18 protein-coding genes and 9 pseudogenes are annotated in these 18,761 nt (G+C 60.5%); 12 read left to right on the forward strand and 15 right to left on the reverse strand.

Translation table 11 applies throughout. From position 1 onward, the window contains the following. Nucleotides 1-226: 226 nt before the first annotated feature. The 4 genes from D8Y22_RS18045 to D8Y22_RS18060 all read right to left on the reverse strand — a co-directional run bounded on the left by D8Y22_RS18045 (nt 227) and on the right by D8Y22_RS18060 (nt 1,757). A complete protein-coding gene (locus tag D8Y22_RS18045) occupies nt 227-427 on the reverse strand; it encodes an FAD-dependent oxidoreductase (protein WP_141466085.1) in 201 nt (66 codons plus the stop codon). Between the two features lie 247 nt (nt 428-674). Further along, nucleotides 675-932 carry a HalOD1 output domain-containing protein gene (locus D8Y22_RS18050; RefSeq protein ID WP_174811906.1) on the reverse strand — a complete coding sequence of 86 codons (258 nt, stop codon included), beginning with the start codon at nt 930-932 and terminating at the stop codon, nt 675-677. After that, a complete protein-coding gene (locus D8Y22_RS18055) occupies nt 932-1,510 on the reverse strand; it encodes a DsrE/DsrF/DrsH-like family protein (RefSeq protein ID WP_141466087.1) in 579 nt (192 codons plus the stop codon). Before D8Y22_RS18055 ends, D8Y22_RS18050 begins: the two co-directional genes overlap by 1 nt. 1 nt (nt 1,511) lies before the next feature. Beyond that, complete coding sequence (locus D8Y22_RS18060; protein ID WP_141466088.1) at nt 1,512-1,757, reverse strand: sulfurtransferase TusA family protein; 246 nt, start codon at nt 1,755-1,757, stop codon at nt 1,512-1,514. 240 nt (nt 1,758-1,997) lie between these two features. Between D8Y22_RS18060 and D8Y22_RS18065 the strand changes: the two are divergent. Then, a pseudogene (locus D8Y22_RS18065) lies at nt 1,998-2,200 on the forward strand (MBL fold metallo-hydrolase); the annotation flags it as partial. On the opposite strand, the gene D8Y22_RS23550 reads toward D8Y22_RS18065, so the two are convergent. Further along, on the reverse strand, nt 2,160-2,402 hold the full coding sequence (locus D8Y22_RS23550; protein WP_449421061.1) for a DUF7344 domain-containing protein: 243 nt from the start codon (nt 2,400-2,402) through the stop codon (nt 2,160-2,162). The pseudogene D8Y22_RS18065 and the gene D8Y22_RS23550 overlap by 41 nt on opposite strands. An 811-nt stretch (nt 2,403-3,213) precedes the next feature. Here D8Y22_RS23550 and D8Y22_RS18070 point away from each other — a divergent pair. The 5 genes and pseudogenes from D8Y22_RS18070 (at nt 3,214) to D8Y22_RS23185 (ending at nt 5,024) form a co-directional block, all read left to right on the forward strand. After that, nucleotides 3,214-3,618, forward strand: coding sequence for a universal stress protein (locus tag D8Y22_RS18070; protein ID WP_141466100.1), 405 nt, complete (start codon nt 3,214-3,216; stop codon nt 3,616-3,618). 75 nt (nt 3,619-3,693) lie between these two features. Then, nucleotides 3,694-4,113 carry a universal stress protein gene (locus D8Y22_RS18075; protein WP_141466089.1) on the forward strand — a complete coding sequence of 140 codons (420 nt, stop codon included), beginning with the start codon at nt 3,694-3,696 and terminating at the stop codon, nt 4,111-4,113. Between the two features lie 108 nt (nt 4,114-4,221). Then, a pseudogene (locus tag D8Y22_RS22950) lies at nt 4,222-4,332 on the forward strand (universal stress protein); the annotation flags it as partial. Between the two features lie 118 nt (nt 4,333-4,450). Beyond that, complete coding sequence (locus tag D8Y22_RS23180) at nt 4,451-4,690, forward strand: universal stress protein (RefSeq protein ID WP_281282411.1); 240 nt, start codon at nt 4,451-4,453, stop codon at nt 4,688-4,690. Further along, nucleotides 4,602-5,024 carry a universal stress protein gene (locus D8Y22_RS23185; RefSeq protein ID WP_342781901.1) on the forward strand — a complete coding sequence of 141 codons (423 nt, stop codon included), beginning with the start codon at nt 4,602-4,604 and terminating at the stop codon, nt 5,022-5,024. The genes D8Y22_RS23180 and D8Y22_RS23185 overlap by 89 nt, the downstream gene beginning before the upstream one ends. Before the next feature lie 90 nt (nt 5,025-5,114). Here D8Y22_RS23185 and D8Y22_RS18090 read toward each other — a convergent pair whose 3' ends face one another. Beyond that, nucleotides 5,115-5,459 (reverse strand): DUF7344 domain-containing protein, encoded by a 345-nt coding sequence (locus D8Y22_RS18090; protein WP_141466091.1) that lies wholly within the window; start codon nt 5,457-5,459, stop codon nt 5,115-5,117. Between the two features lie 139 nt (nt 5,460-5,598). On the opposite strand from D8Y22_RS18090, the gene D8Y22_RS18095 reads away from it, so the two are divergent. Then, nucleotides 5,599-5,913: a hypothetical protein gene (locus D8Y22_RS18095; RefSeq protein WP_141466092.1), complete on the forward strand. Its 315-nt coding sequence runs from the start codon at nt 5,599-5,601 to the stop codon at nt 5,911-5,913. Nucleotides 5,914-6,692: 779 nt separating this feature from the next. On the opposite strand, the gene D8Y22_RS18100 is transcribed toward D8Y22_RS18095, so the two are convergent. The 3 genes and pseudogenes from D8Y22_RS18100 to D8Y22_RS18115 all read right to left on the reverse strand — a co-directional run. Then, nucleotides 6,693-8,075, reverse strand: coding sequence for a TIGR00341 family protein (locus D8Y22_RS18100; RefSeq protein WP_141466093.1), 1,383 nt, complete (start codon nt 8,073-8,075; stop codon nt 6,693-6,695). 180 nt (nt 8,076-8,255) lie between these two features. Next, a pseudogene (locus D8Y22_RS18105) lies at nt 8,256-8,852 on the reverse strand (glycerol dehydrogenase); the annotation flags it as partial. 259 nt (nt 8,853-9,111) lie between these two features. Further along, a pseudogene (locus tag D8Y22_RS18115) lies at nt 9,112-11,016 on the reverse strand (cation-translocating P-type ATPase); the annotation flags it as partial. 5 nt (nt 11,017-11,021) lie between these two features. Here D8Y22_RS18115 and D8Y22_RS18120 point away from each other — a divergent pair. Then, nucleotides 11,022-11,375 carry a universal stress protein gene (locus tag D8Y22_RS18120; protein ID WP_141466095.1) on the forward strand — a complete coding sequence of 118 codons (354 nt, stop codon included), beginning with the start codon at nt 11,022-11,024 and terminating at the stop codon, nt 11,373-11,375. 128 nt (nt 11,376-11,503) lie between these two features. Here the strand turns inward: D8Y22_RS18120 and D8Y22_RS18125 are convergent, their stop codons facing one another. From D8Y22_RS18125 to D8Y22_RS18135, 3 genes and pseudogenes are all read right to left on the reverse strand, one after another. Further along, nucleotides 11,504-11,962, reverse strand: a complete 459-nt coding sequence (locus D8Y22_RS18125; RefSeq protein WP_141466096.1) for a universal stress protein — start codon at nt 11,960-11,962, stop codon at nt 11,504-11,506. A 367-nt stretch (nt 11,963-12,329) separates the two neighbouring features. Next, nucleotides 12,330-12,524, reverse strand: a pseudogene (locus D8Y22_RS22695) (glycosyltransferase); the annotation flags it as partial. Between the two features lie 221 nt (nt 12,525-12,745). Further along, nucleotides 12,746-13,177, reverse strand: a complete 432-nt coding sequence (locus D8Y22_RS18135) for a thioredoxin family protein (protein ID WP_141466097.1) — start codon at nt 13,175-13,177, stop codon at nt 12,746-12,748. Between the two features lie 226 nt (nt 13,178-13,403). On the opposite strand from D8Y22_RS18135, the pseudogene D8Y22_RS18140 reads away from it, so the two are divergent. The 3 genes and pseudogenes from D8Y22_RS18140 to D8Y22_RS18150 all read left to right on the forward strand — a co-directional run. After that, nucleotides 13,404-14,176: pseudogene (locus tag D8Y22_RS18140) on the forward strand (P-type ATPase); the annotation flags it as partial. A gap of 135 nt (nt 14,177-14,311) precedes the next feature. After that, nucleotides 14,312-14,488, forward strand: a pseudogene (locus D8Y22_RS18145) (SAM-dependent methyltransferase); the annotation flags it as partial. A 152-nt stretch (nt 14,489-14,640) separates the two neighbouring features. Further along, on the forward strand, nt 14,641-15,342 hold the full coding sequence (locus D8Y22_RS18150; RefSeq protein ID WP_141466098.1) for a DUF2270 domain-containing protein: 702 nt from the start codon (nt 14,641-14,643) through the stop codon (nt 15,340-15,342). Between the two features lie 28 nt (nt 15,343-15,370). Here the strand turns inward: D8Y22_RS18150 and D8Y22_RS18155 are convergent, their stop codons facing one another. Further along, the gene (locus D8Y22_RS18155) at nt 15,371-15,694 is read right to left on the reverse strand and encodes a type II toxin-antitoxin system VapC family toxin (RefSeq protein ID WP_246084500.1); all 324 of its coding nucleotides are present in this window, start codon (nt 15,692-15,694) and stop codon (nt 15,371-15,373) included. Between D8Y22_RS18155 and D8Y22_RS23245 the strand changes: the two are divergent. Beyond that, nucleotides 15,603-16,675: pseudogene (locus D8Y22_RS23245) on the forward strand (saccharopine dehydrogenase family protein); the annotation flags it as partial. The gene D8Y22_RS18155 and the pseudogene D8Y22_RS23245 overlap by 92 nt on opposite strands. Nucleotides 16,676-17,045: 370 nt before the next feature. Here the strand turns inward: D8Y22_RS23245 and D8Y22_RS18165 are convergent. After that, the gene (locus tag D8Y22_RS18165) at nt 17,046-18,185 is read right to left on the reverse strand and encodes a bactofilin family protein (RefSeq protein ID WP_141466099.1); all 1,140 of its coding nucleotides are present in this window, start codon (nt 18,183-18,185) and stop codon (nt 17,046-17,048) included. 50 nt (nt 18,186-18,235) lie between these two features. Further along, a pseudogene (locus D8Y22_RS18170) lies at nt 18,236-18,664 on the reverse strand (DUF418 domain-containing protein); the annotation flags it as partial. Nucleotides 18,665-18,761: the final 97 nt, after the last annotated feature.

Consider the following 18,761-nt stretch of genomic DNA (forward strand, 5'->3'; position numbering starts at 1 on the left):
TCGGCGGAAACTATTTCGAAAACCGGGGAGAAAAGCGCTCAAACACGCTATCAAAGCTACACTGTGAAATCAACAAAGTGCTACACAAGAGCGTTCGCTCGATATGTGCGGTGAACCTCCAGCATTCTGAACGCCTGTATAATCACTTATATATACACTTCTTGTAAAGGTTAGTGTTTGATGGCAGTGGAATATCCAGGCCTGTCGGTGTCGGTAGAACGCCGCACTAAGTGACGGCGCGTATCCACGCCGTGAACGACGTGGTATTGCGCCTGCTCCGCATATAACCGGTTGCCTCGGCCGCGATGCCGGACCGATCGAAGATCGTAACGTCGTAATCGCTGGCCAAATTTTGGGCAGCGTGGCAGCCGGCGATCCCGGCGCCCACGATCGCGATATGCTCGATCTCTCCGAGTGACGTGCTCATAGAATGCAGTATGACAGCCTATTATTAACTATTTTATCAGGAAGTAGTAGTGCGTCGGGAACGGGTAGCTTTGGCGGCTTGAGGTGGAGTGGTTGGTTCCTGTCGTAATCATCTGGTGTTGGAGATCGTGCAATCGTGGTCACCACACAGCGGGCGCTCGTCCGGTGCCGGTTCGCACGTATCTCCCTCTAAAGAAGAGGATTTCAACGGAGCCTCTAACGGAGGTGGCCAGAAGACCCGATAACCGTTACTCGAGGGCGACACGACCGTCTGCGTGTACCGTCACTTCGTACCCACGATAGCGAAACGTTGCCACGCCGGGTAACGTTCGGTCTCGAGCCGATTCGAATAGATGATCGAGCGCACCAGAATCTACGATGTCGTGAAGCGGTGGCCGCAGCTCGACCGGGCCGACGGCCTCCGCTTCGGCGACCCGTTCGACGACGCGCAAGCTCGGCCTCTTCTTTCTGTCGAGCGGCGTACTGTGTGATTTAAATTCCATCATCAAACGAGGAGCTGTACGTCAGACTCGGCCATATGCTGGATTGCGGTGGCAGCGCCAACGCCGGTGGTGACCCCATCGTAGAACTCGTCTTCGTCGTAGCCCATCAGTTCGATCGTCATCTGGCAGGCCTGCAGGTCGACACCTTGCTGGATGGAGAGGTCGATGAGTTCTTCGACGGTAGCCGTATCGTTGTCGTCGATACGCTTTCGCATCATTTTCGTCGCCATCGCGTCCATGCCAGGTAAGGCGGCAACCGCGTTGGGCATCGGCATGTTCGGGTTGCCGACGGCGCTCAGCTTCAGGTTCTTCGAGTTCTCCTCGTGGAGAATGTCGAGCCCCCAGAAGGTATGGAAGACCACCACGTCCCAGTCGAAGGCAGCTGCCGTACTCGCGAGGATCAACGGTGGGTACGCCATGTCGAACGTCCCCTGTGTGGCGATGATGGTCATCTTCTTCCCACTGTCGTCGTCCATCTCGGCGACCGACGCTTCGAGTTCGTCGACGCGTTCGCGAAGAGCCAGCAACTCGTCGGCGTCGATCTCACCGTCGACCGACGCCGAAGGGTTGTCAGTACTCATTTTACTCCGTACTCTTCACGTAGTGGGTGTAGATGCCGTCCCCTTCGACCTGATCGAGGAGTTCGACGCCGTCGGTTCCCGTCGCCCAGCCCTGAATGTCGCTCATGCTACCCGAGTCCGTCGCGACGACCTCGAGAATCTCACCGGCTTCCAGGTCGTCGATAGACTGCTTGGTCTTGACGACTGGCATTGGGCAGGACTGTCCTTTCACGTCGAGGGTCTCCGTGGTGTCGTATTCCGAACTCATGTTTTTTGTGCTCTATATTGGAGCTATCACACAATATCGGGGCTCGCTATAAAAGGATATCGGTTATTGTACTTAGAGCAAACATCTCAGTTCTCTATAAACCACCAGCGAAGTCTAATACTTGCAATAGACAGTTCTTAGAGACTATTTCGAATTTAGAGCCCTGATCTATATTGTGCAATTCTGGATTCTTCATGCAAGATATTATGTGCCAGTGGTCTATACTGGGACGTATCGGATATGGATGACATGGACTTTCCAACACCGGACGTCGAGGTCGAATCGTGAAACCGGACGAGCTGAAGGCTCGCATCGACGCTGGCGATGACCTGACGCTCCTCGATGCCCGTCTGGAGTCGGATGTCGAGGAGTGGCGTATCGACGGAAAAACCGTCGAGTCGATCAACGTCCCCTGCTTCGAGTTCCTCGAGGACGAGATGGACGCCCTAACCGACTCAACTTTTCCGTTGGTTCCACTATCTTTCGCTCTTGATCGTAGACGACGAAATCAGCCTCGGCCAACTTCGGAATATGAACGTGGTGCAGGGACACCAGAATTTGGTTGGCCTGTTTACCATCTATTTCCGTTATTTCTGCTCGGTGTTCCTTCTCGACGATTTCGTTTCGGAGATCTCGAAGCGTCAACGCCCGATCCTGATACGGATTGCTGTAACGGTTTACCGGCGCAACCGCCGCCCGGGTCGCGGTTGCGCCGGCAATGACTTACAGTAAACCGTATGAGTAAGAAGGGGATCAAGTACAGCACGCCGTTGCTGGTGTGAGAACAAAGAAAAGACAGTATCTGGGGACAAGCTTTTTCGCGGGATTGCGCGCCTTCGTGCTCGTTTGGGGAATTCGAAGTCATATATACAGTAACGCCTCCAATAAAAAGGTATTGTGGGGACAGTACCTGCGACATTTGGGGTTTTCGCAGGTCATAACGGGAATCCTTACGGAACCCACATCTCTGCCAGCAACCACGATTGTTTGATACGGATTGCTGTAACGATTTACCGGCGCAACCGCAGACGGGTCGCGGTTGCGCCGGTAAATCGTTACAGCAATCCGTATCAGAGAAAGGACGGGCGCATGCGACGGATATCCTCGAGAACGCCACCGAACGGGCGACCGTGAGTTAGCACGGAGATCGGCGTGGGGGAGCCGGAACAGCGCATCGTCGAACTGACGAGGGATAGAGCGAACGATGCGATCGTCACCGGTAGCAACTGACGGACCGCATCTCGCGCGTATTGCCGGGCAGTGTCGCGGAGCAGGTCGTCTGATACGGATTGTTGTAGCGTTTTACCGGTGATCACCCGGACGGGGTCGGTGATCACCGGTAAAGAACTACAACGGTCCGTATGAGAGCCCCCGGTTCCAGTCGTCGCGATTCGATAATCGAATCTGTTTCCGGTGGGGCATCTATTAGTGGTAGTTCGTGGTCGATGTCGATGGGATGTACGAGAGTGTACTCGTCGCGACGGACGGCAGTGATTCGGCAGATCGTGCGGTCGATGCTGCACTCGACCTCGCATCAGTGTTCGACGCCACGCTCTACGCTGTTTCTGTCGTGGACACCCGTCGATACGGGGACTCGGCGTTGTCCGGGACCGAAGATATCGTGAGTGATCTGGAAACGCAGGCGAACGAGTTGCTAGACGCAGTGGAGAAGCGAGCCGATGGCGGCGTGATGACCGAGCTTCGCCACGGGAAGCCACATGCCGAAATCAGTGACTACGCTACCGCAATCGACGCAGATCTCCTCGTTCTCGGGAACAGGGGACGCGAATCTGGAGAGGTGATCGGGAGCACCGCTGAACGTATCGTCCGTTTCGTGGACCGTCCAGTACTGACAATCTGAATAGCAACACAGTGACCTATCAGTAGAGAGGGTGTGGGCTATTTGAATATCTCCGACGTGCGTAGCGCTGGACCGATGTACGAGACCATACTGGTTCCGACCGACGGCAGCGCATCGGCAGATCGTGCAGTCGATCACGCGCTGACGGTAGCGGACAGATACGATGGGGCCGTCCACGCGATGTACTGTGTCGAAACACACAGATACGGTGATCCCGCGTTGAGCAGCACCGAGCTCCTCCTCGACGACCTCGAGGATCGCGGTGGTGAACTACTCGCGGCGGTCAGGGACCGCGCAGTCGACGAGGGGATCGAATGTTCGTCAAACGTGTGTCGCGGCCGGCCCTGGGAACAGGCAGCGGAGAAAGCAGCGGAGATAGACGCCGATTTGATCGTCATCGGCTATCAGGGACAAAGCCACACGAAGACGGATCGAATCGGAAGCGTGGCCGAGCGAATCGTCCGGACTGCCGATCGGCCCGTGTTAACCGTCTGACCGTATCGCAGTCCGGTTCCCGGACTGGATGTGCGAAAGCGTGACAGGCGTGAACCCGACGCCGAGACGGTTGAAGCGCAGGCCGCTGACGCCGGCTGTGATGTCCGCGTGAGCGTTCGGACGGGGCGACCAGCCGACGAAGTCCTGTCGTACGCCGACGAACACGATATCGACCCGATCGTCGTCGGGACGCACGGTCGAACCGGCTTGCGACAGTCGCTGGTCGGCAGCGTCGCGCTTACGGTGATCCGCGATGCGAGGATCTCCGTGTTGACGGTCGGTTCAGATACTGTCTGGACGGCCCCCTATCGACAATGTCCTGCTCGCGACCAACGGGATGTCCGGAGCAGCGGCCGCGACCGAACAAGCATTATCAATCGCAGCGGAATGCGACGCGACCGTTCACACACTGTACGCGATCGACGTCGACCCCGACGTTCCGGAGCTCCGGGAAAGATTCGAAGAACACGGTCGCTCGGTCACGACGGGTGTCGCAGATCGGGCCACAGAACGCGGCCTCGACGCGACGACGACGCTCGTCCGTGGCACACCACCCCACACACGATGTCACTACTGAATACGCGGCCGAGGAAGATGTCGATCTGCTCGTAATGGGGCCCGAGAGCAAATCGAACCTGGAGCGACTCGTCGTCGGCAGCGTTTCCCAGCGCGTCGTTCCGGATGCCCCCGTCCCTGTACTGACAGCGCGGACGGTCGAGACCGAGTCGCCGGCGTGCTCGCCACGACGCCCTTGCCGTAGCATCTACCCCGGCGTGAACACCGGGATCGAACCGATGTATTATAGCCAGAAACTGGGTCTCGAGAAGCTGTCGGATACGTTTGACGGGACGAACCACGGCGACCGCAGCGCCGATTGGTATAGTCGACGCGACACGTCACTGCACACCTGACCGCACGGCAGCTGTGCGATCACTGGATACGTAGTTGCAGTTGTTACTATCGTACGAAGGCGGCTATCACGTCCGGTAGCGAGTGTCGTACTACGCGTTCGCTCTCGATTCGATCACGGTGAGAACCTCCGTGACTAGTTCGCAGTCATCGTACCATATCGTCCGATTGCGGCCGTCGTACTCGACGAGTCCTGCTTGCTCGAGTATCGGCAGATGAACGTGTCGAAGCTGGAGCAGCCAGTTGTCCGAATCCGAACTCTCGAACTCGCTGGACAGCTGTTGCTGGAGCTCCTCGAAATGAATCACGCTCTCGTTCCAGGCGTCCAGCACGGTGACGATCTGTCGACGACGGTCGTTCGCGAGGAGACGAAGGACCTCGTTCGGGTTGGCCGGACTCTGAACGGGTTTCTCGTCGTCGGTCGAACGCTTGGTCATGGTTGGCAGTTCGAACATCGATAGACCAGGTCAAGTATGTCTACGGCTCTTCCCACGCCACGAAAACACCGCTTTTGCCGAACTGTCTGGTTCCCAAACTAATACTAAAGGTTATATTATCTCACTCCGGTCGACGAGGATGTCGACTCTGTGTTTCGGGAGCGCACATATCGCGATCTCGGCCGACGAAAGGAATCCCGACATCGCCATCGGTATCACGACCGTCAGGAGACCGGCGATGGTAACGAGCCATAGCGGACGATCCGGAACGGACGGCGTCACCTCGACCGCGGCCGCCACCAGACCGACCACGGCCGTCGCCACAGGTTCCGATAGCGAGGAACTGGACGAACGAATTACCGACGAGACGGGAGACGACGTGCGGGTCGACGTTCGGTTCATCAAGTACGATACTATGCAGGAGGATCGCAACGTATTATCATTGTACCTATGAAACCGGTTGGCGAGCGTCGCTCGGGTTCGCCATGCGAGCGCGTTCCTGGGTCCGTGTCCTAAAGTGTCGTTCGATCGGTTCGTCCTTGAAAAGCGCGGGTATCCGTCGGAGGCCACCGATAACAGAGTTCGGACGAAGACAAGAGAACGTTTCGCGACTGGTACAGCGGCCAGAGCGCCCTGGAAATCCATTGTTTACGATGCGATAATGTGCACTATATGCGGAGATTATTACAATAGTACATATGTAAACTAATATTGTCGCAAGAACATATACCCGGTAACAGTATACTAACGGGAAAACAGCCGGTAACAGTCACCACGCGAGATCAGTTGGTAGTGAGTAATATATGTTCGATTACAAGTCGCCCAGACGATACGACGAAATAACCGTTTCATACGGACTACTGCAACGTTTTACCCGCGCAACCACGAACCATCCTGTGGTTGCGTCAGTTTCGATTTACAGCAGCCCGTATCACTGGGGCTGGCAGAACCGTTCGCAACCCGTCCCATACCATCACGGAGATAGCGATTTGAAAGCCCACCCGCTTGATAGCCGCCACTGAACGCCGTGGGTATCCCCGCCTTTCCACGTCAGCGAGTCACAAATATCCGTCATCGAAACGATCCTGTGTGGCGAACCGTTTCGCGTTGCGGGTAGCAACGAGGCGCCAATACGGATATCTTCGCTACTGCATCCGTCGGTCCCTTGGCCTCTCCGTGAGGCTCGAGGGTGTCGACCGACGTGATGGACGCAATCGGCCCGTATTCTCGAGTTCATGGAACGGTCCGTTCGGTCTCGAGCAACGTTGCTTTCTGGTACTGAGCGTCCGATATCGAGGTCGTTGCCTCGTCGGCGGCTGGACCGCTCTCCTCGGCGACGACGTACTGGACTTCGACGGTGACTGGGTCGTTGGTCGTCGTTTCGAGGGCGGCCCGAATCCGATCGGCGAGTCCCGGACTCTCACCCGGGCTCGTGCCGGAGACGGTGACGACGACCCGGTCGATCGAGCGCAGCGGATAGTCGTCGTCGAGGGTTACCTCGACCGACTCGCGCTCGAGGTCCGCGTAGGCCGGTTCGGTGAGGGCCTCGTCGACCGCATCGTTCGCCGTCGAGGTGAGTTGCGTCGCCTGGAACTCGACGAGAGTGACGCCGGCAAGGGGAGCCGCCAGCAATAGCAATGCGACGCCGAAGATCACTCCGTACGTGTACGTCGGCTTCCGGGTCGGGGGCACGTCGAACAGCCCCTGCGGACGGTAGCCAGCGACCCACAACGTGACCAGCGCGGCGAAGTTGATCGAGAGCACGTTGACAACGACGAGTACGAACGCGCCGAGCGCCGCGCCGTACATTCCCCAGGCAGTCGTGATACCGACGGCCGCCGCGGGCGGGATCAACGCCGCGGCGATCATCACACCGACGATCGCCTCCGAAAAACCGCGGGTGAGGCTGAGAATCCCCGCGACCCCAGCCCCAAGCGCGACGGCGATCGACAGCAGATTCGGTGAGACGCGCTCCTCGAGTTCGGCGACGACGACGATGTCGACGCCGCCGGGTTCGAATCCGCCCAGGCGGGCGAGGGTCGCGAGACCGATCGAAGCGACGATCACGACGACGATACCGATGGTCTGGTACCGAAACCCCGTCGTCCGCAACTCGTCGTCACCCGTGACGATCCCGACGCTGGCAGCGAGTGCCGGTCCCAGAAGCGGTGCGATCACCATCGAGCCAACGACGACCGCTGGCGAATCCGAGAGCAGTCCTGCGGTCGCGACGACCGCGCTGATGAGCAACATCACGAGGTAGATCGTCATCGAGGGCGTGAACTCGTCGGCTTTCGTCCGCAACACCTGTCTCGAGGTCCGCTCGCCGCGGGTCCCGCCGTGGCTGTACTCGTCGAGCAACTCGTCGAACTGTTTCGAGACGACCGTCTGGGCGTCGATGACGACGACCCTGGCGTCCTCGAGCCCGGCGTCGGCTAGCCGGTCCAGCACGGGCTCGACGGCACGGGTCGGCAGCGGCAGGCGAACGACGGCCGCGTCGGTCGTTTCGCTACCGGTCGCCTCGTCGGTGACGACGTACTCGATCCCCTCGTCGTCGAGTACATCGAGGACGGTTTCGCGCCGGTCCGTCGGCACGGTGATCTCGAGATACCGCATCGGACGGTCTGACCACGGGGGACGGAATAGTTCTAGGTGCGGTCCGATCGAGCCGTCGCCGAGTCATTCGGTTTGGATCTCGATATCGCCGACCTGCGTCGTCTCGTGGTACGCACAGATGTTGATGACTGTTCGAGGTACCGATACGTTCCGATATCGACCCCTTCGAGATCGGGTTCGCTACCGGCCGAGGTGAGCAGCCGCCGACAATCGTCGCCCAATCGCATCCGCACCGACGAGCGCGTCGCGCACGCCCTCGGGTCCCACCGGGAACGGCTCGTTGTGGATCGTCTCCGTCTCGGCGCAGGCCGCCTCCGCAACGACCTCGAGGTCATCGGTCGAAGGCTCGTCGAGACCGATTTCGGCGAGCGTGGTCGGTAACCCGACCGTCGTCGCGAACCCGGCGACATCCTCGACGAACGCGTCGTCGTGTCCCTCGAGGACGAGCTGTGCGGTCGTCCCGATCGTCACCTTCTCGCCGTGGGTCGCGTCGTGGGTGGCCTCGAGCTGGGTCAGTCCGTTGTGAATCGCGTGGGCTGCGGCGAGGCCGCCGCTCTCGAAGCCGAGGCCGCTCAATAGCGTATTAGCTTCGACGACGGCTTCGACGCTCTCGGTGACGGCGTCGTGCTCGACGGCGTCGACCGCCGATCGGCCGTGTTCGCGCAGCGTCGTGTACGCGAGCCTTGCGATCTGCTGGGCGGTTCGGGTCGAGCGGGTCCCGAAGATCGTCGTCGCCCCCGAACGGTGGGCAGCCCTCGCCTCGAACCATGTCGCGAGCCGGCCGTACGAGGAGCTAGGGTTTCCCTCGGACGATCCGCTTCACCTGATTTACCTCGCGATGATCGTCGTGGTGGTTGTTCTTCACGTGGTCGCGTTCGCGGTTGTCGTCTCCGACTATCGAAAGACCGGCGAGTACCCACCGGATCTGTGAGCAACTCGGGGGGGGGCTCGCGGGACCGACACCTGCCCCGTTCTCGTCGTCTTCGGCGACCGGCGGGCCGGTCCGAACTCGAGCGACGGCGGCCGTCAGAACCGTTCAATACCGCTCGAAGTACCGATCCTGCACCTTCACAAAGACGGCCATCAGCAGTGCGAAGACCGCCGCAGTGACCGCAATCTGGAGCCAGTGGACGAGTCCGAGCGGTTCGACATCGAACAGTAACTGGCCGGTCGACGTGTAGAGGACGAGCAACTGGAGCGCCACGGCGACGATCACTGCGATCACGAGCCAGCGATTCGTGAAGATACCGAGCCCGTACCGGTAGCGGATCGCCTGGATACGGACGATCTCGAAGACGACGAAGCCGGTAAACACCATCGTCTGGGCGAGTTCGCGGCCGGGTTCGTAGCCGGGACTCCAGCCGGCGACTGTGCCAAGTACGTCGTATCCCGGCACGAGTTCGCCGTAAAAGTTCAGCGTGAACAGTGGGAGCAGACAGATCGTCATGAAGGCGGCGATGCCGAGGATCGAGGTGACGATCCGGTCCGTGATGACGCCCTCGTCGGGCGGCCGTGGATCCCGATTCATGATGTCTTCCGCGGGTGGATCGACGCCCATCGAGAGGGCCGGAATGCCGTCGGTGACGACGTTGATAAACAGGATCTGGATCGGCGTGATGACGAGACCGAATCCCAACATCGACCCGGTGAAGACCATCGTGACCTCGCCGCCGTTGCCCGACAGCAGGTAGTTGACGAACTTCCGGACGTTGTCGAAGATCCGCCGACCGCCCTTGACGGCGTCACGGATCGTCGCGAAGTTGTCGTCCAGCAACACGATATCGGAGGCCTGTTCGGTGACGTCGGTCCCGCGGATCCCCATCGCGACGCCGACATCGGCGTTTTTGACGGCGGGAGCGTCGTTGACGCCGTCTCCGGTCATCGCGACCGTGTGTCCCTTCGCCTGCAGCGTCTGCAGAATTCGGGTCTTGTGCTCCGGCGACGTACGTGCGAATATGTCGACGTCCTCGACGACCGCAGCGAGTCGGTCGTCACTCATCTCCTCGAGTTCGGGGCCCGTGATCACCGTGGTCGAGCGAAGGCCAATCTCCTCGCCGACCGCTTGCGCGGTGACGGCGTTGTCGCCAGTGATCATCACGACATCGATCCCGGCATCGAGGCAGCCTGCGAGCGCGTCGGTCACCTCCGGTCGCGGCGGATCGAGCATCCCTTGCAGGCCCAAAAACACCATATCCCGCTCGAGCGTCTCGTCTGGATGCGCCGTCTGATCAGCGGGCATGTCAGGTCGGTAGGCAAACCCCATCACTCGCAGGGCATCCTCGGCGAAGGCTTCGTTCCGAGCCTCGATCTCTTCGCGGCGTTCGTCCGTGAGATCGACGATCTCTTCGTCGACGAGTTCTCGATCGCAGCGCTCGAGGACGGTCTCGGGTGCGCCCTTCATGTAGGCGACGGGGTCGCCGTCCGGCGTCTCGTGGACGGTCGTCATTCGTTTACGTGCCGACGTGAACTCGACCTCGCCGAGACGGGGGTACTCTGCGGCGAGGTTCTCGTGGTCGAAGCCAGCTTTCTGGGCGGCAACGAACAGAGCGATCTCGGTCGGATCGCCGAGGTAGGTTTGCTCCGCATCGCTCGACCCGACGGTCTCGTCGGCACCGTCGTGGTTCTCGTCGCGTTCTCGAGTCCCTATATCGACGTTGTTACAGAGCAGTCCACAGCGCAACACCTCGGCGACTCGCTGTTCGTCAGCGGGCTCGCCATCGTACCGGACCTCGCCGTCCGTATCGTAGCCGGTGCCAGTCAGTTCGTAGACCTCGCGGTTGGTGGCGATCCGCTGGACCGTCATCTCCTCTTCGGTAAGCGTTCCCGTCTTGTCCGTACAGATGACGTCGACCGAGCCGAGCGCTTCGACGATCGGCAGCCGACGGACCAGTGCGTTCTGCTCTGCCATCCGCCGAGCACCGAGTGCAAGCGAGAGCGTGACCCCGGATCGTCCTCTTTCACGCGATCGATCCGTTCGAGGTGCCAACGGCGGAGGACGACGTACCGCCGTTGACCGACGAGTGGCTCGAGGACCAGCGGTCGCGAACGACTCGACTCTTCGAGGATGCTTGCGACGATCTCGAGGTCGGCGGAGAATCGATCGACCTCGAGGACAAGATCGAGACTGAAACGGGGGTTGGCTCACCGGCCCAGACGATCGTGGTTGCCGTCGACGAGACGGATACGGACCAGATCGTGATGGGGAACCGTGGGCGCGGTGGTGCGCCGGGGCAACGAATGGGAAGTACGGCCGAGATCGTCGTCAAACGGGCAGACGTCCCGGTGACCGTCGTGCGGTGAGTGATCCCTCCGACTTCGGTCGCATTCCCTCGTGACCACTGCAGGCTCTTTTCATGCGGACTACTGTAAGCCGACACGACCGCGAACCGTCCTGCGATCGTGTCGGTACATCGTTACAGCAGACTGTATCAATCGTCTAATTCACGAACGACGGTGACGGCGGTCGGGGACCGTCGAACGACCATCTCGGCGACGCTCCCGAGGAGCGACCTCGTCGGTCCCGTTCGGCCGTGACTCCCCATGACGATGTGATCGATGTCGTGCTCCTCGGCGTACGCGACGATTTCGCGTGCTGGCTCACCGGTAGTGCTGTCCGTCGAGAAATCGACGTCGTACTCGGCGACCACCTCGCGGCTCGCATCGAAAATCCGCTCTTCCTCGTCGTTCGCCCGTTCGTACCACGCGTCGGAGCCGTGTCTCGGTTCGGTTCGCGTATCGATGTCGGTCGCTGAACTGTATCCCGGGTCGGATGGATCGAGGACGTGCAGTGCGACGATCGAGCTATCGTCGGCCGATTCACACGCGAACTCGAGCGCTCGGATCGATAGCGGCGACCCGTCTACGGGGACGAGTAGGTCCGTTGTCATCGACTAGCCGTACCCTTCGCAGAGGTAAAATGCTATCCGGGCGGGTGCCGGCCGCTCGATACTTCGGGCTGTGGGCCACCAACGCTCGGCTATCCACCGGCTTCCGCACGAGGAAAGTAGCACCCATCCGTATTTATGTGGCGGCATGGCCGATACGATAGCGTATCACACTCGAGTCGGCAGGGTAGATATCGAGTCCGTAGCGTCCACAACGGTGGGTCGATCGCTCGATCGGATACGCATATGACTCCAATCCTATGCTGCTTTCATCGCCGCGTTGACGGCCGTTACGTCACGAGCCGATGGGCCTGCTCGTCGCCTTCCTCGACGTGGTCTGGCGTGCGGTTGTGACAGCCGGCGAGCAGTGCCCCCTCGACGACGGCACCGACCTGATCGACCGGAAGAGTTCGGCAACGCCGCCGCCAGTCGCCGTCGAGTTGACGTCGAGGAGACGGCAGTCGGAAAATGTGTCGGCGAACGATCGCAGTCGCTCGAGACGATCCGAATCCGTTACGTCGGTGTACACCTCGATCGTTCGATCCGGGAGGGATGGCGCGTGCATCGTCCTACCCGTCGCACGACGGCCGGTGGTATCAGTGGTGGGGGACGATAGCAGGTTTGGTACTCGACGGACGCTCGGAGATCTCCCCGTCAACGGAGGTTTCGATGGACTGCTGTACGTCATCGGCGGTGCAACCGCGAGATGTCCTGCGGTTACACCGGCACGTCGTTACAACAGACCGTATCAGTGAGATTCGAGATATTACTACTGGAACGTACGGATCAGGTGTACTGGTCGATTAACCGCACGAGTTGCCCTTTGCCCTGGGCGCCGACCATCCGTTCGACTGGCTGGCCGTCGGCGTACAGCACGAGCGTCGGCACGCCCTGGGCACCGAGTTGCTGGGCGAGTCGCTGGTGGCGGTCGACGTCGATTTTCGCGACCGCGGCGTCGGTCTCCTCGGCCAGCGCCTCGACCGTCGGCTCGAGCATTTGACAGGGACCACACCAGTCGGCGTAGCAGTCGACGAGGACGACATCGTGCTCGTCGACGACGTCGTCGAAGTGGTCCCGTCCCTCGATCGAGATCGGTTCGGACGGAGTCGCCGTTCTATCGTCCGCACTCAGTTCGCCGCCGTTCTCGAGCCGTTGCTGGAGTTTCTGTCGTTTTTGTTCACGGATCCGCTTTCGTTCGTCGGATGGGGGCTCGGTCATTGCGTACCAGTACGAACTCGAAGGTGATAAATTGCACTAATGGGGCAATACTATATCGGCGTATGGAACAAATGGTGGGTTTGGTTGGAAAATGGCTCGTCTGATCCACATCCAGTGATTTGCGGGTAATTCCTTTGTGCGCAAAAAATGCAATATATTTCCTGGTCGTTTCCCAGCCCCCTCCAGTCACACGAGAGTTTCTCGAATACACACAACAAGTACTCGTATGGAGGCGCCCTCGAGATCCGGTTCCGTCGCTGCTGGTCCGTCAACGGCAGACGGGACGGCCGGAGATTCGATGTCAGGCGGTATTCATCGTCCTTCGGTTTCTCGGAATGGTTGGTGGGCTACTCGGCAGCTGGTTCGGCGTGCCGGCGTCGTTTGTCTGGGGGTGTTACGCCGTCGCCTACATATTCGGTGGCTGGCACGTGCTCATACGGACCGTTGTAGTTCTTTACCGGTGATCACCCGGACGGGGTCGGTGATCACCGGTAAAACGCCACAACAATCCGTATCAAAGAGAGTGTTTCGGCGCTACAGGAGCCCGAAGTCGAAATTGATCTCCTGCTGCTCATCGCCGCCCTCGGTGCCCTCTACATCGGTGTGTCTTTTGAGGGAGCGATGCTTCTGTTCCTGTTTTCTCTGTCGGACGTTCTGGAAGAGTATGCAATCGGACGGTCACGAACGACAATCAAGTCATTAGTCGAGATGCGACCGGAATCGGCACAGGTCCGCCCTAATGGGGCGGAACTGTCGATCCCACTCGATGATGCCGAGGCCGGCGACGTATTCATCGTTCGCCCCGGAGAACGACTACCACTCGATGGTATAGTCGAAACTGGCGAGAGTACTGTCGATCGATCATCGCTCACTGGAGAGTCTGTTCCTGTATCTACGGAACCCGGTGACGAGGTGTTCAGCGGGACGATCAACGAGACCAGCAGTCTCGAGGTGCGGGTAACACGGGAAGCCCAGGAACCCGAAACCTCTCGACTGATACTGTTGGACAGAACTATTCAACGATCGGTCGCAGTACTGCGGCCGTCACCGTAAGGACGGCCGCGAATTCGCGACCGACGTTTCACTGACTTCTGTCCGACAGTATGATTCACATGGTCGAACAGACACACGGCGCTGGCTCGCGTGCTTCGGCCGAACGGCCGCCTCGTCACCGTCGACTGGTCGGCCGACGGGACGGGCGAGGATGGCCCTTCGATGAACGAACGGTTCGGGGTCGATGCGGTCGTGAGCCACCTCGCGGACGCCGGGTTTGCGGTCGAGCGCGCTCGCGATCGCCCGAAGACCCCCGCAGCCGGACTGGGTGCCGGTTTCGGACAGATTATCGTGATGGTCCTGACGCTCGCGCTTCTCGGATTCGTCGTCCGATTTCGAACTGACTGTTCGAGTTGTGAGCGGTAGCTCCGCACCGCGGTTATTTTGCCTCGCTCGTCGAAGTGCGATCGATGAGCGAGGACACCGATACCGAGGAGACAGCGGCCGATCCCGGTCGGGAACTGGGGCGTGACACCTCGGAGTTGAGTACGGTCTTCGGCGATGTCTACCGCGGAGAGTTGGATCGGGAAACTACCTGGCGCTCGCGACTCGACCAGACGACGACGTGGGGCGTCACGATCATGGCCGCGATCCTCACGTGGGCGTTCTCGAGTCCGGACAATCCACACTACATCATCCTCGTCGGCGTACTGGCCGTTGGGGTGTTCTGTTGGATCGAGGCCCGGCGATATCGCGATTACGATGTCTACCGAGCACGGGTTCGGCTGTTTCAGGAGAATCTGTTCGCGAACGCGTTCGATCCGTCGCTTGGCGCCGAACACAACGAGTGGCGCACCGAACTGGGGGAAGACTACAGACGTCCCACGTACAAGATCACGGTGTTCGAGGCCGTTTCGAACCGGCTTCGACGCATCTACTTCGCGCTATTGATCGTCCTCGGCCTCGCGTGGCTCTTTCGCGTGACGGCGTTCGTTCCGGACGCGTCACTTCCCGACGCCGCATCGGTCGGCACGGTTCCCGGTGCTATCGTTCTCGTGGCCGTCGGGGCGCTGTACGCGACGCTGCTCGTGATCGTGCTCTGGCCGCGGGAACGAGAGGCCAAAGGGGAGTTCCGGGAGGTCGAGGCCGGCGAGTGGAAAGAGACGGAGTGAGACGACAAAAACCGTCTCAATTCAGGGGCTACTCGCGGGACTGGACTCGAGTTGCTGGTATCGCTCGGTCGGTGGCTGCATCTCGGAGCGCGTCGTCTTCGGTAACCAGCGTGAGGTCTGCTCGCTGTGCAACGGCAAGGTACGAGGCGTCGTAGAACGTCAACGCGTTCGCTCGAGCGACGAGATCCGCCGAGAGACTGCCGAGCAGGAGTCGGTGAAGCCGACTCTGGCCACGCGAGCCGACGACGGTCAGGCTCGCACCGATCGTCATCGGCGATGCAACGGATCCGGAGAGCCTGCGCGCTATCGCCGAGGATACCCGCGTCGTCTGTACGACCGTCGGCCCGTACATCAAGTACGGCACGCCCCTCGTCGAGGCGTGTATCTCGGCCGGAACGGACTACTGCGATCTCACCGGCGAAGTAAATTGGGTCCGGGAGATGATCGACCGGTATCACGCCGACGCGGTCGATGCCGGCGCTCGTATCGTCCACAGTTGCGGGTTCGATTCGATCCCGGCCGATCTCGCCACGTTGCTCGTGCAGTCGTTCGCCACCGACGAGCTCGGGACCCCCTGTGATCTAGTTCGGATCTACCTCGAGAACGGTCGCGGCGGGGTCAGCGGCGGAACGACCTCGAGCGTCCTCGAAGTGTTCCGAGCCGCATCCACCGACCCGGTCGCCCGGCAGACGCTTCGGAACCCGTATTCGCTGGCGCCGCCGGGCGAGCGCGACGGCGTCGACCCCGGCGCACAGTCGTTTCCGAGAAAAGATCCGCTACGAGGCGAGTGGACGGCCCCGTCGCCGATGGCGGCGTGAACGAGCGAGTGATCCGGCGGAGTAACGCCCTGCTCGAGTATCCGTGGGGTCGCGAGTTCGAGTGTACGGAGGTCGTTCCCGTTGGATCGGGTCCCGTCGGTATGCTGGGTGCAAGCGCCCTCACAGCCGGCCTCGGGGTGGCGACTGGAGTGTTGGCCTTCGGCCCGACGCGGGAAGCGCTCCGTCGGGTCGCGTTCCCTAATCCAGGTGAGGGACCGACGAGAGCAGAGATCGAGAACGGATACTTTACGATTCACGTGCTCGGTCGCGGAACCGCCACCGACGGGCCGTTCGTCGTCGAGAGTCGAATCAGCGCCGATTGGGATCCGGGTTACGGCGCGACCGCGAGGATGCTCGGCGAAGCCGCGATGTGTCTCGTGCTCGAGGAAATCGACTCGCCACTGGAGGGCGGCATCCTCACCCCGGCTGCAGCGATCGGCGATCCGCTCGCCGACGGGCTTCGTCGGGCGGGACTGGTCGTCGAGGTGGGCGAGTGGGACCCCGATCAGACGTAGCGGTTGCGGTTTCTGGCTCCGATATCGATACGGATTACTGCCCTCGAGCGACAATATCCGTTTCGGGGCTTTCCGGAAACGGCGGATCTCACGGCGGAAAACTGCGCGACAGCGAGCAGATTGAGGGGGCTTGGGCGTGTCGTCATTCGGGCGGAGGAGAACGACAACTTTCTGTCAGCTCGCTGGTCTATAGTAACCACTGCAAGTCAGTGCACACCTGATCGCCAGATGTGTCGGCGATTAGTGTGTAAATAGTTGCAGTGGTTACTATAATGACCGGGTGTCAGCACCTCGCCCGGAAGCACATCGAAGATACTCAGGAGCAGCCAGAACGTCGCGCCGTAGACGAGGATGCACGCCACGACGAACGCTACGATTGCTCTTCCTGTTCGGTGGACGCGTCACTGGCGACCTCTTCGAGGGTGGTCTGGCGACCACCGACACGCCCGCTGTGGCGTGTGCGGTAGCCTTTGTGCAAGCCGAGCGCGAGCGCGCCTACGCCGAGCAGGAACGCTATCAGTTCGAGGAGGCGGCCCAGGAACGGTATCGCGCTGAGGATCGCAAAGCCGACGAGACCGACCATGAGCGCGAGCCATCGGTTGCCGACGCCGGCTAGTCCCAACACCCACGTGCCAATGGCGTACTGGCCGTAGACGACCCCGATCCAGATCGCGATAGCGAACCCGAATCCGCCGGCGATAGCGAGCGGTATCCCGACGATGGTGATGGCGACGAGGACGAGAAGGATCGGTATGGCGATCATTGACAGGATTCCGACGCCACCCGAGACGAGCGGATCGTCGGCCACGCGTGTCGCGACGCCGCTCGAAAACGACGGAAAGGCAGCCAGCAGGACGATCCCGAGCAAGAGGTTGGCGATGAGCCCGTATATGGTGGTTATCCAGGGCGGAACGGTGAACACGTCGACGACGTCACCAACGGTGCCTCCGATGTCGGGTTCGTGTACGACGCCGCCGGCAACGGTCGCGTTCGGGTCTTCAGTGAACGATTCGGCGTCGTAGCGGAACTCCCCGCCGATGTTCGCGTTCGGACCCAGGACGATCGTCTCGGCGCCTGCATTGACGTTGCCATCGATCGCGCCGTCGACCGACAGATAGCCCGAACCCACCGCGACATCGCCGCCTATCTGGGCGGTCTCGCCCACCTCGACGTAGCCGCCGCCGCCGCCGGAGACGTCGCCGCGGATGTCCCCGTTGATGTTGATGTTTCCAGCGGCACCCGCTATTGATCCCTCGACAGTTCCGCCCTCGGCAACGTGAATGTTACCGGCGGCCCCAGAAACGTCACCCGTGACGGTACCGTAGACGACGATTGATCCGCCAACGCCTTCGATACGGTCGTAGGTCTCGTCCTCTTCGACGACAATCATACCGAAGGCCCCCTCGACCGACTGACCGGCGACTGTGCCCACTCTGAGCGATAGCACTAGTACTGGAACGAGAGTGAGTACAATGATCGTGCGACACTCAGCAGTGATGAAACAGGTCATACGAGGGGGTTCACCGTCTATACACAAATTCCCACATTGGTATTTTCCTGTCACTTTTCGAGACGCATCGGCTGACACTGGCGATACGTAAGCGTCCGCCACGCCCATTCAGCCGGTCCGAAGCGGAAACGACTCAGCCACCACACCGAAAGGAAAATCTGGACTGCCCAGATCAGGACGACTATCCCCAGTAACGTCACGCGGTTCAACTGTCCGAACAATCCGAGCCCATAGCCGTAGAAGATTGTCGTCGCGATGATGGTCTGGAGCAGATAGTTCGAGAACGCGGTTCGGCCAACTGCGGCCAACGCACGGACGACGATTCCGCCGCGAATCCACCGACAGAGTAGCATGATCCCGGCCAGGTAGCCGGTCGCAAGCAGTAATGAACCCCAGTAATTGAACTGGAACGCAAGCGTGAGTACTGGGACCGTCTCCCAAGCGAACACTTCGCGGAGCCAGACGCCGACGAGAACGAGCTGCCTTGTTTTGCCGCCGAATGACGACAGTCTCAGACGCTCTCACGGTTATCTTCCGTCAGATTAACTGGGAAATGGACGCCGTCTGGCGATATGG

It is taken from the genome of Salinadaptatus halalkaliphilus (genome assembly GCF_006543045.1).
Taxonomy (GTDB): Archaea; Halobacteriota; Halobacteria; order Halobacteriales; family Natrialbaceae; genus Salinadaptatus; species Salinadaptatus halalkaliphilus.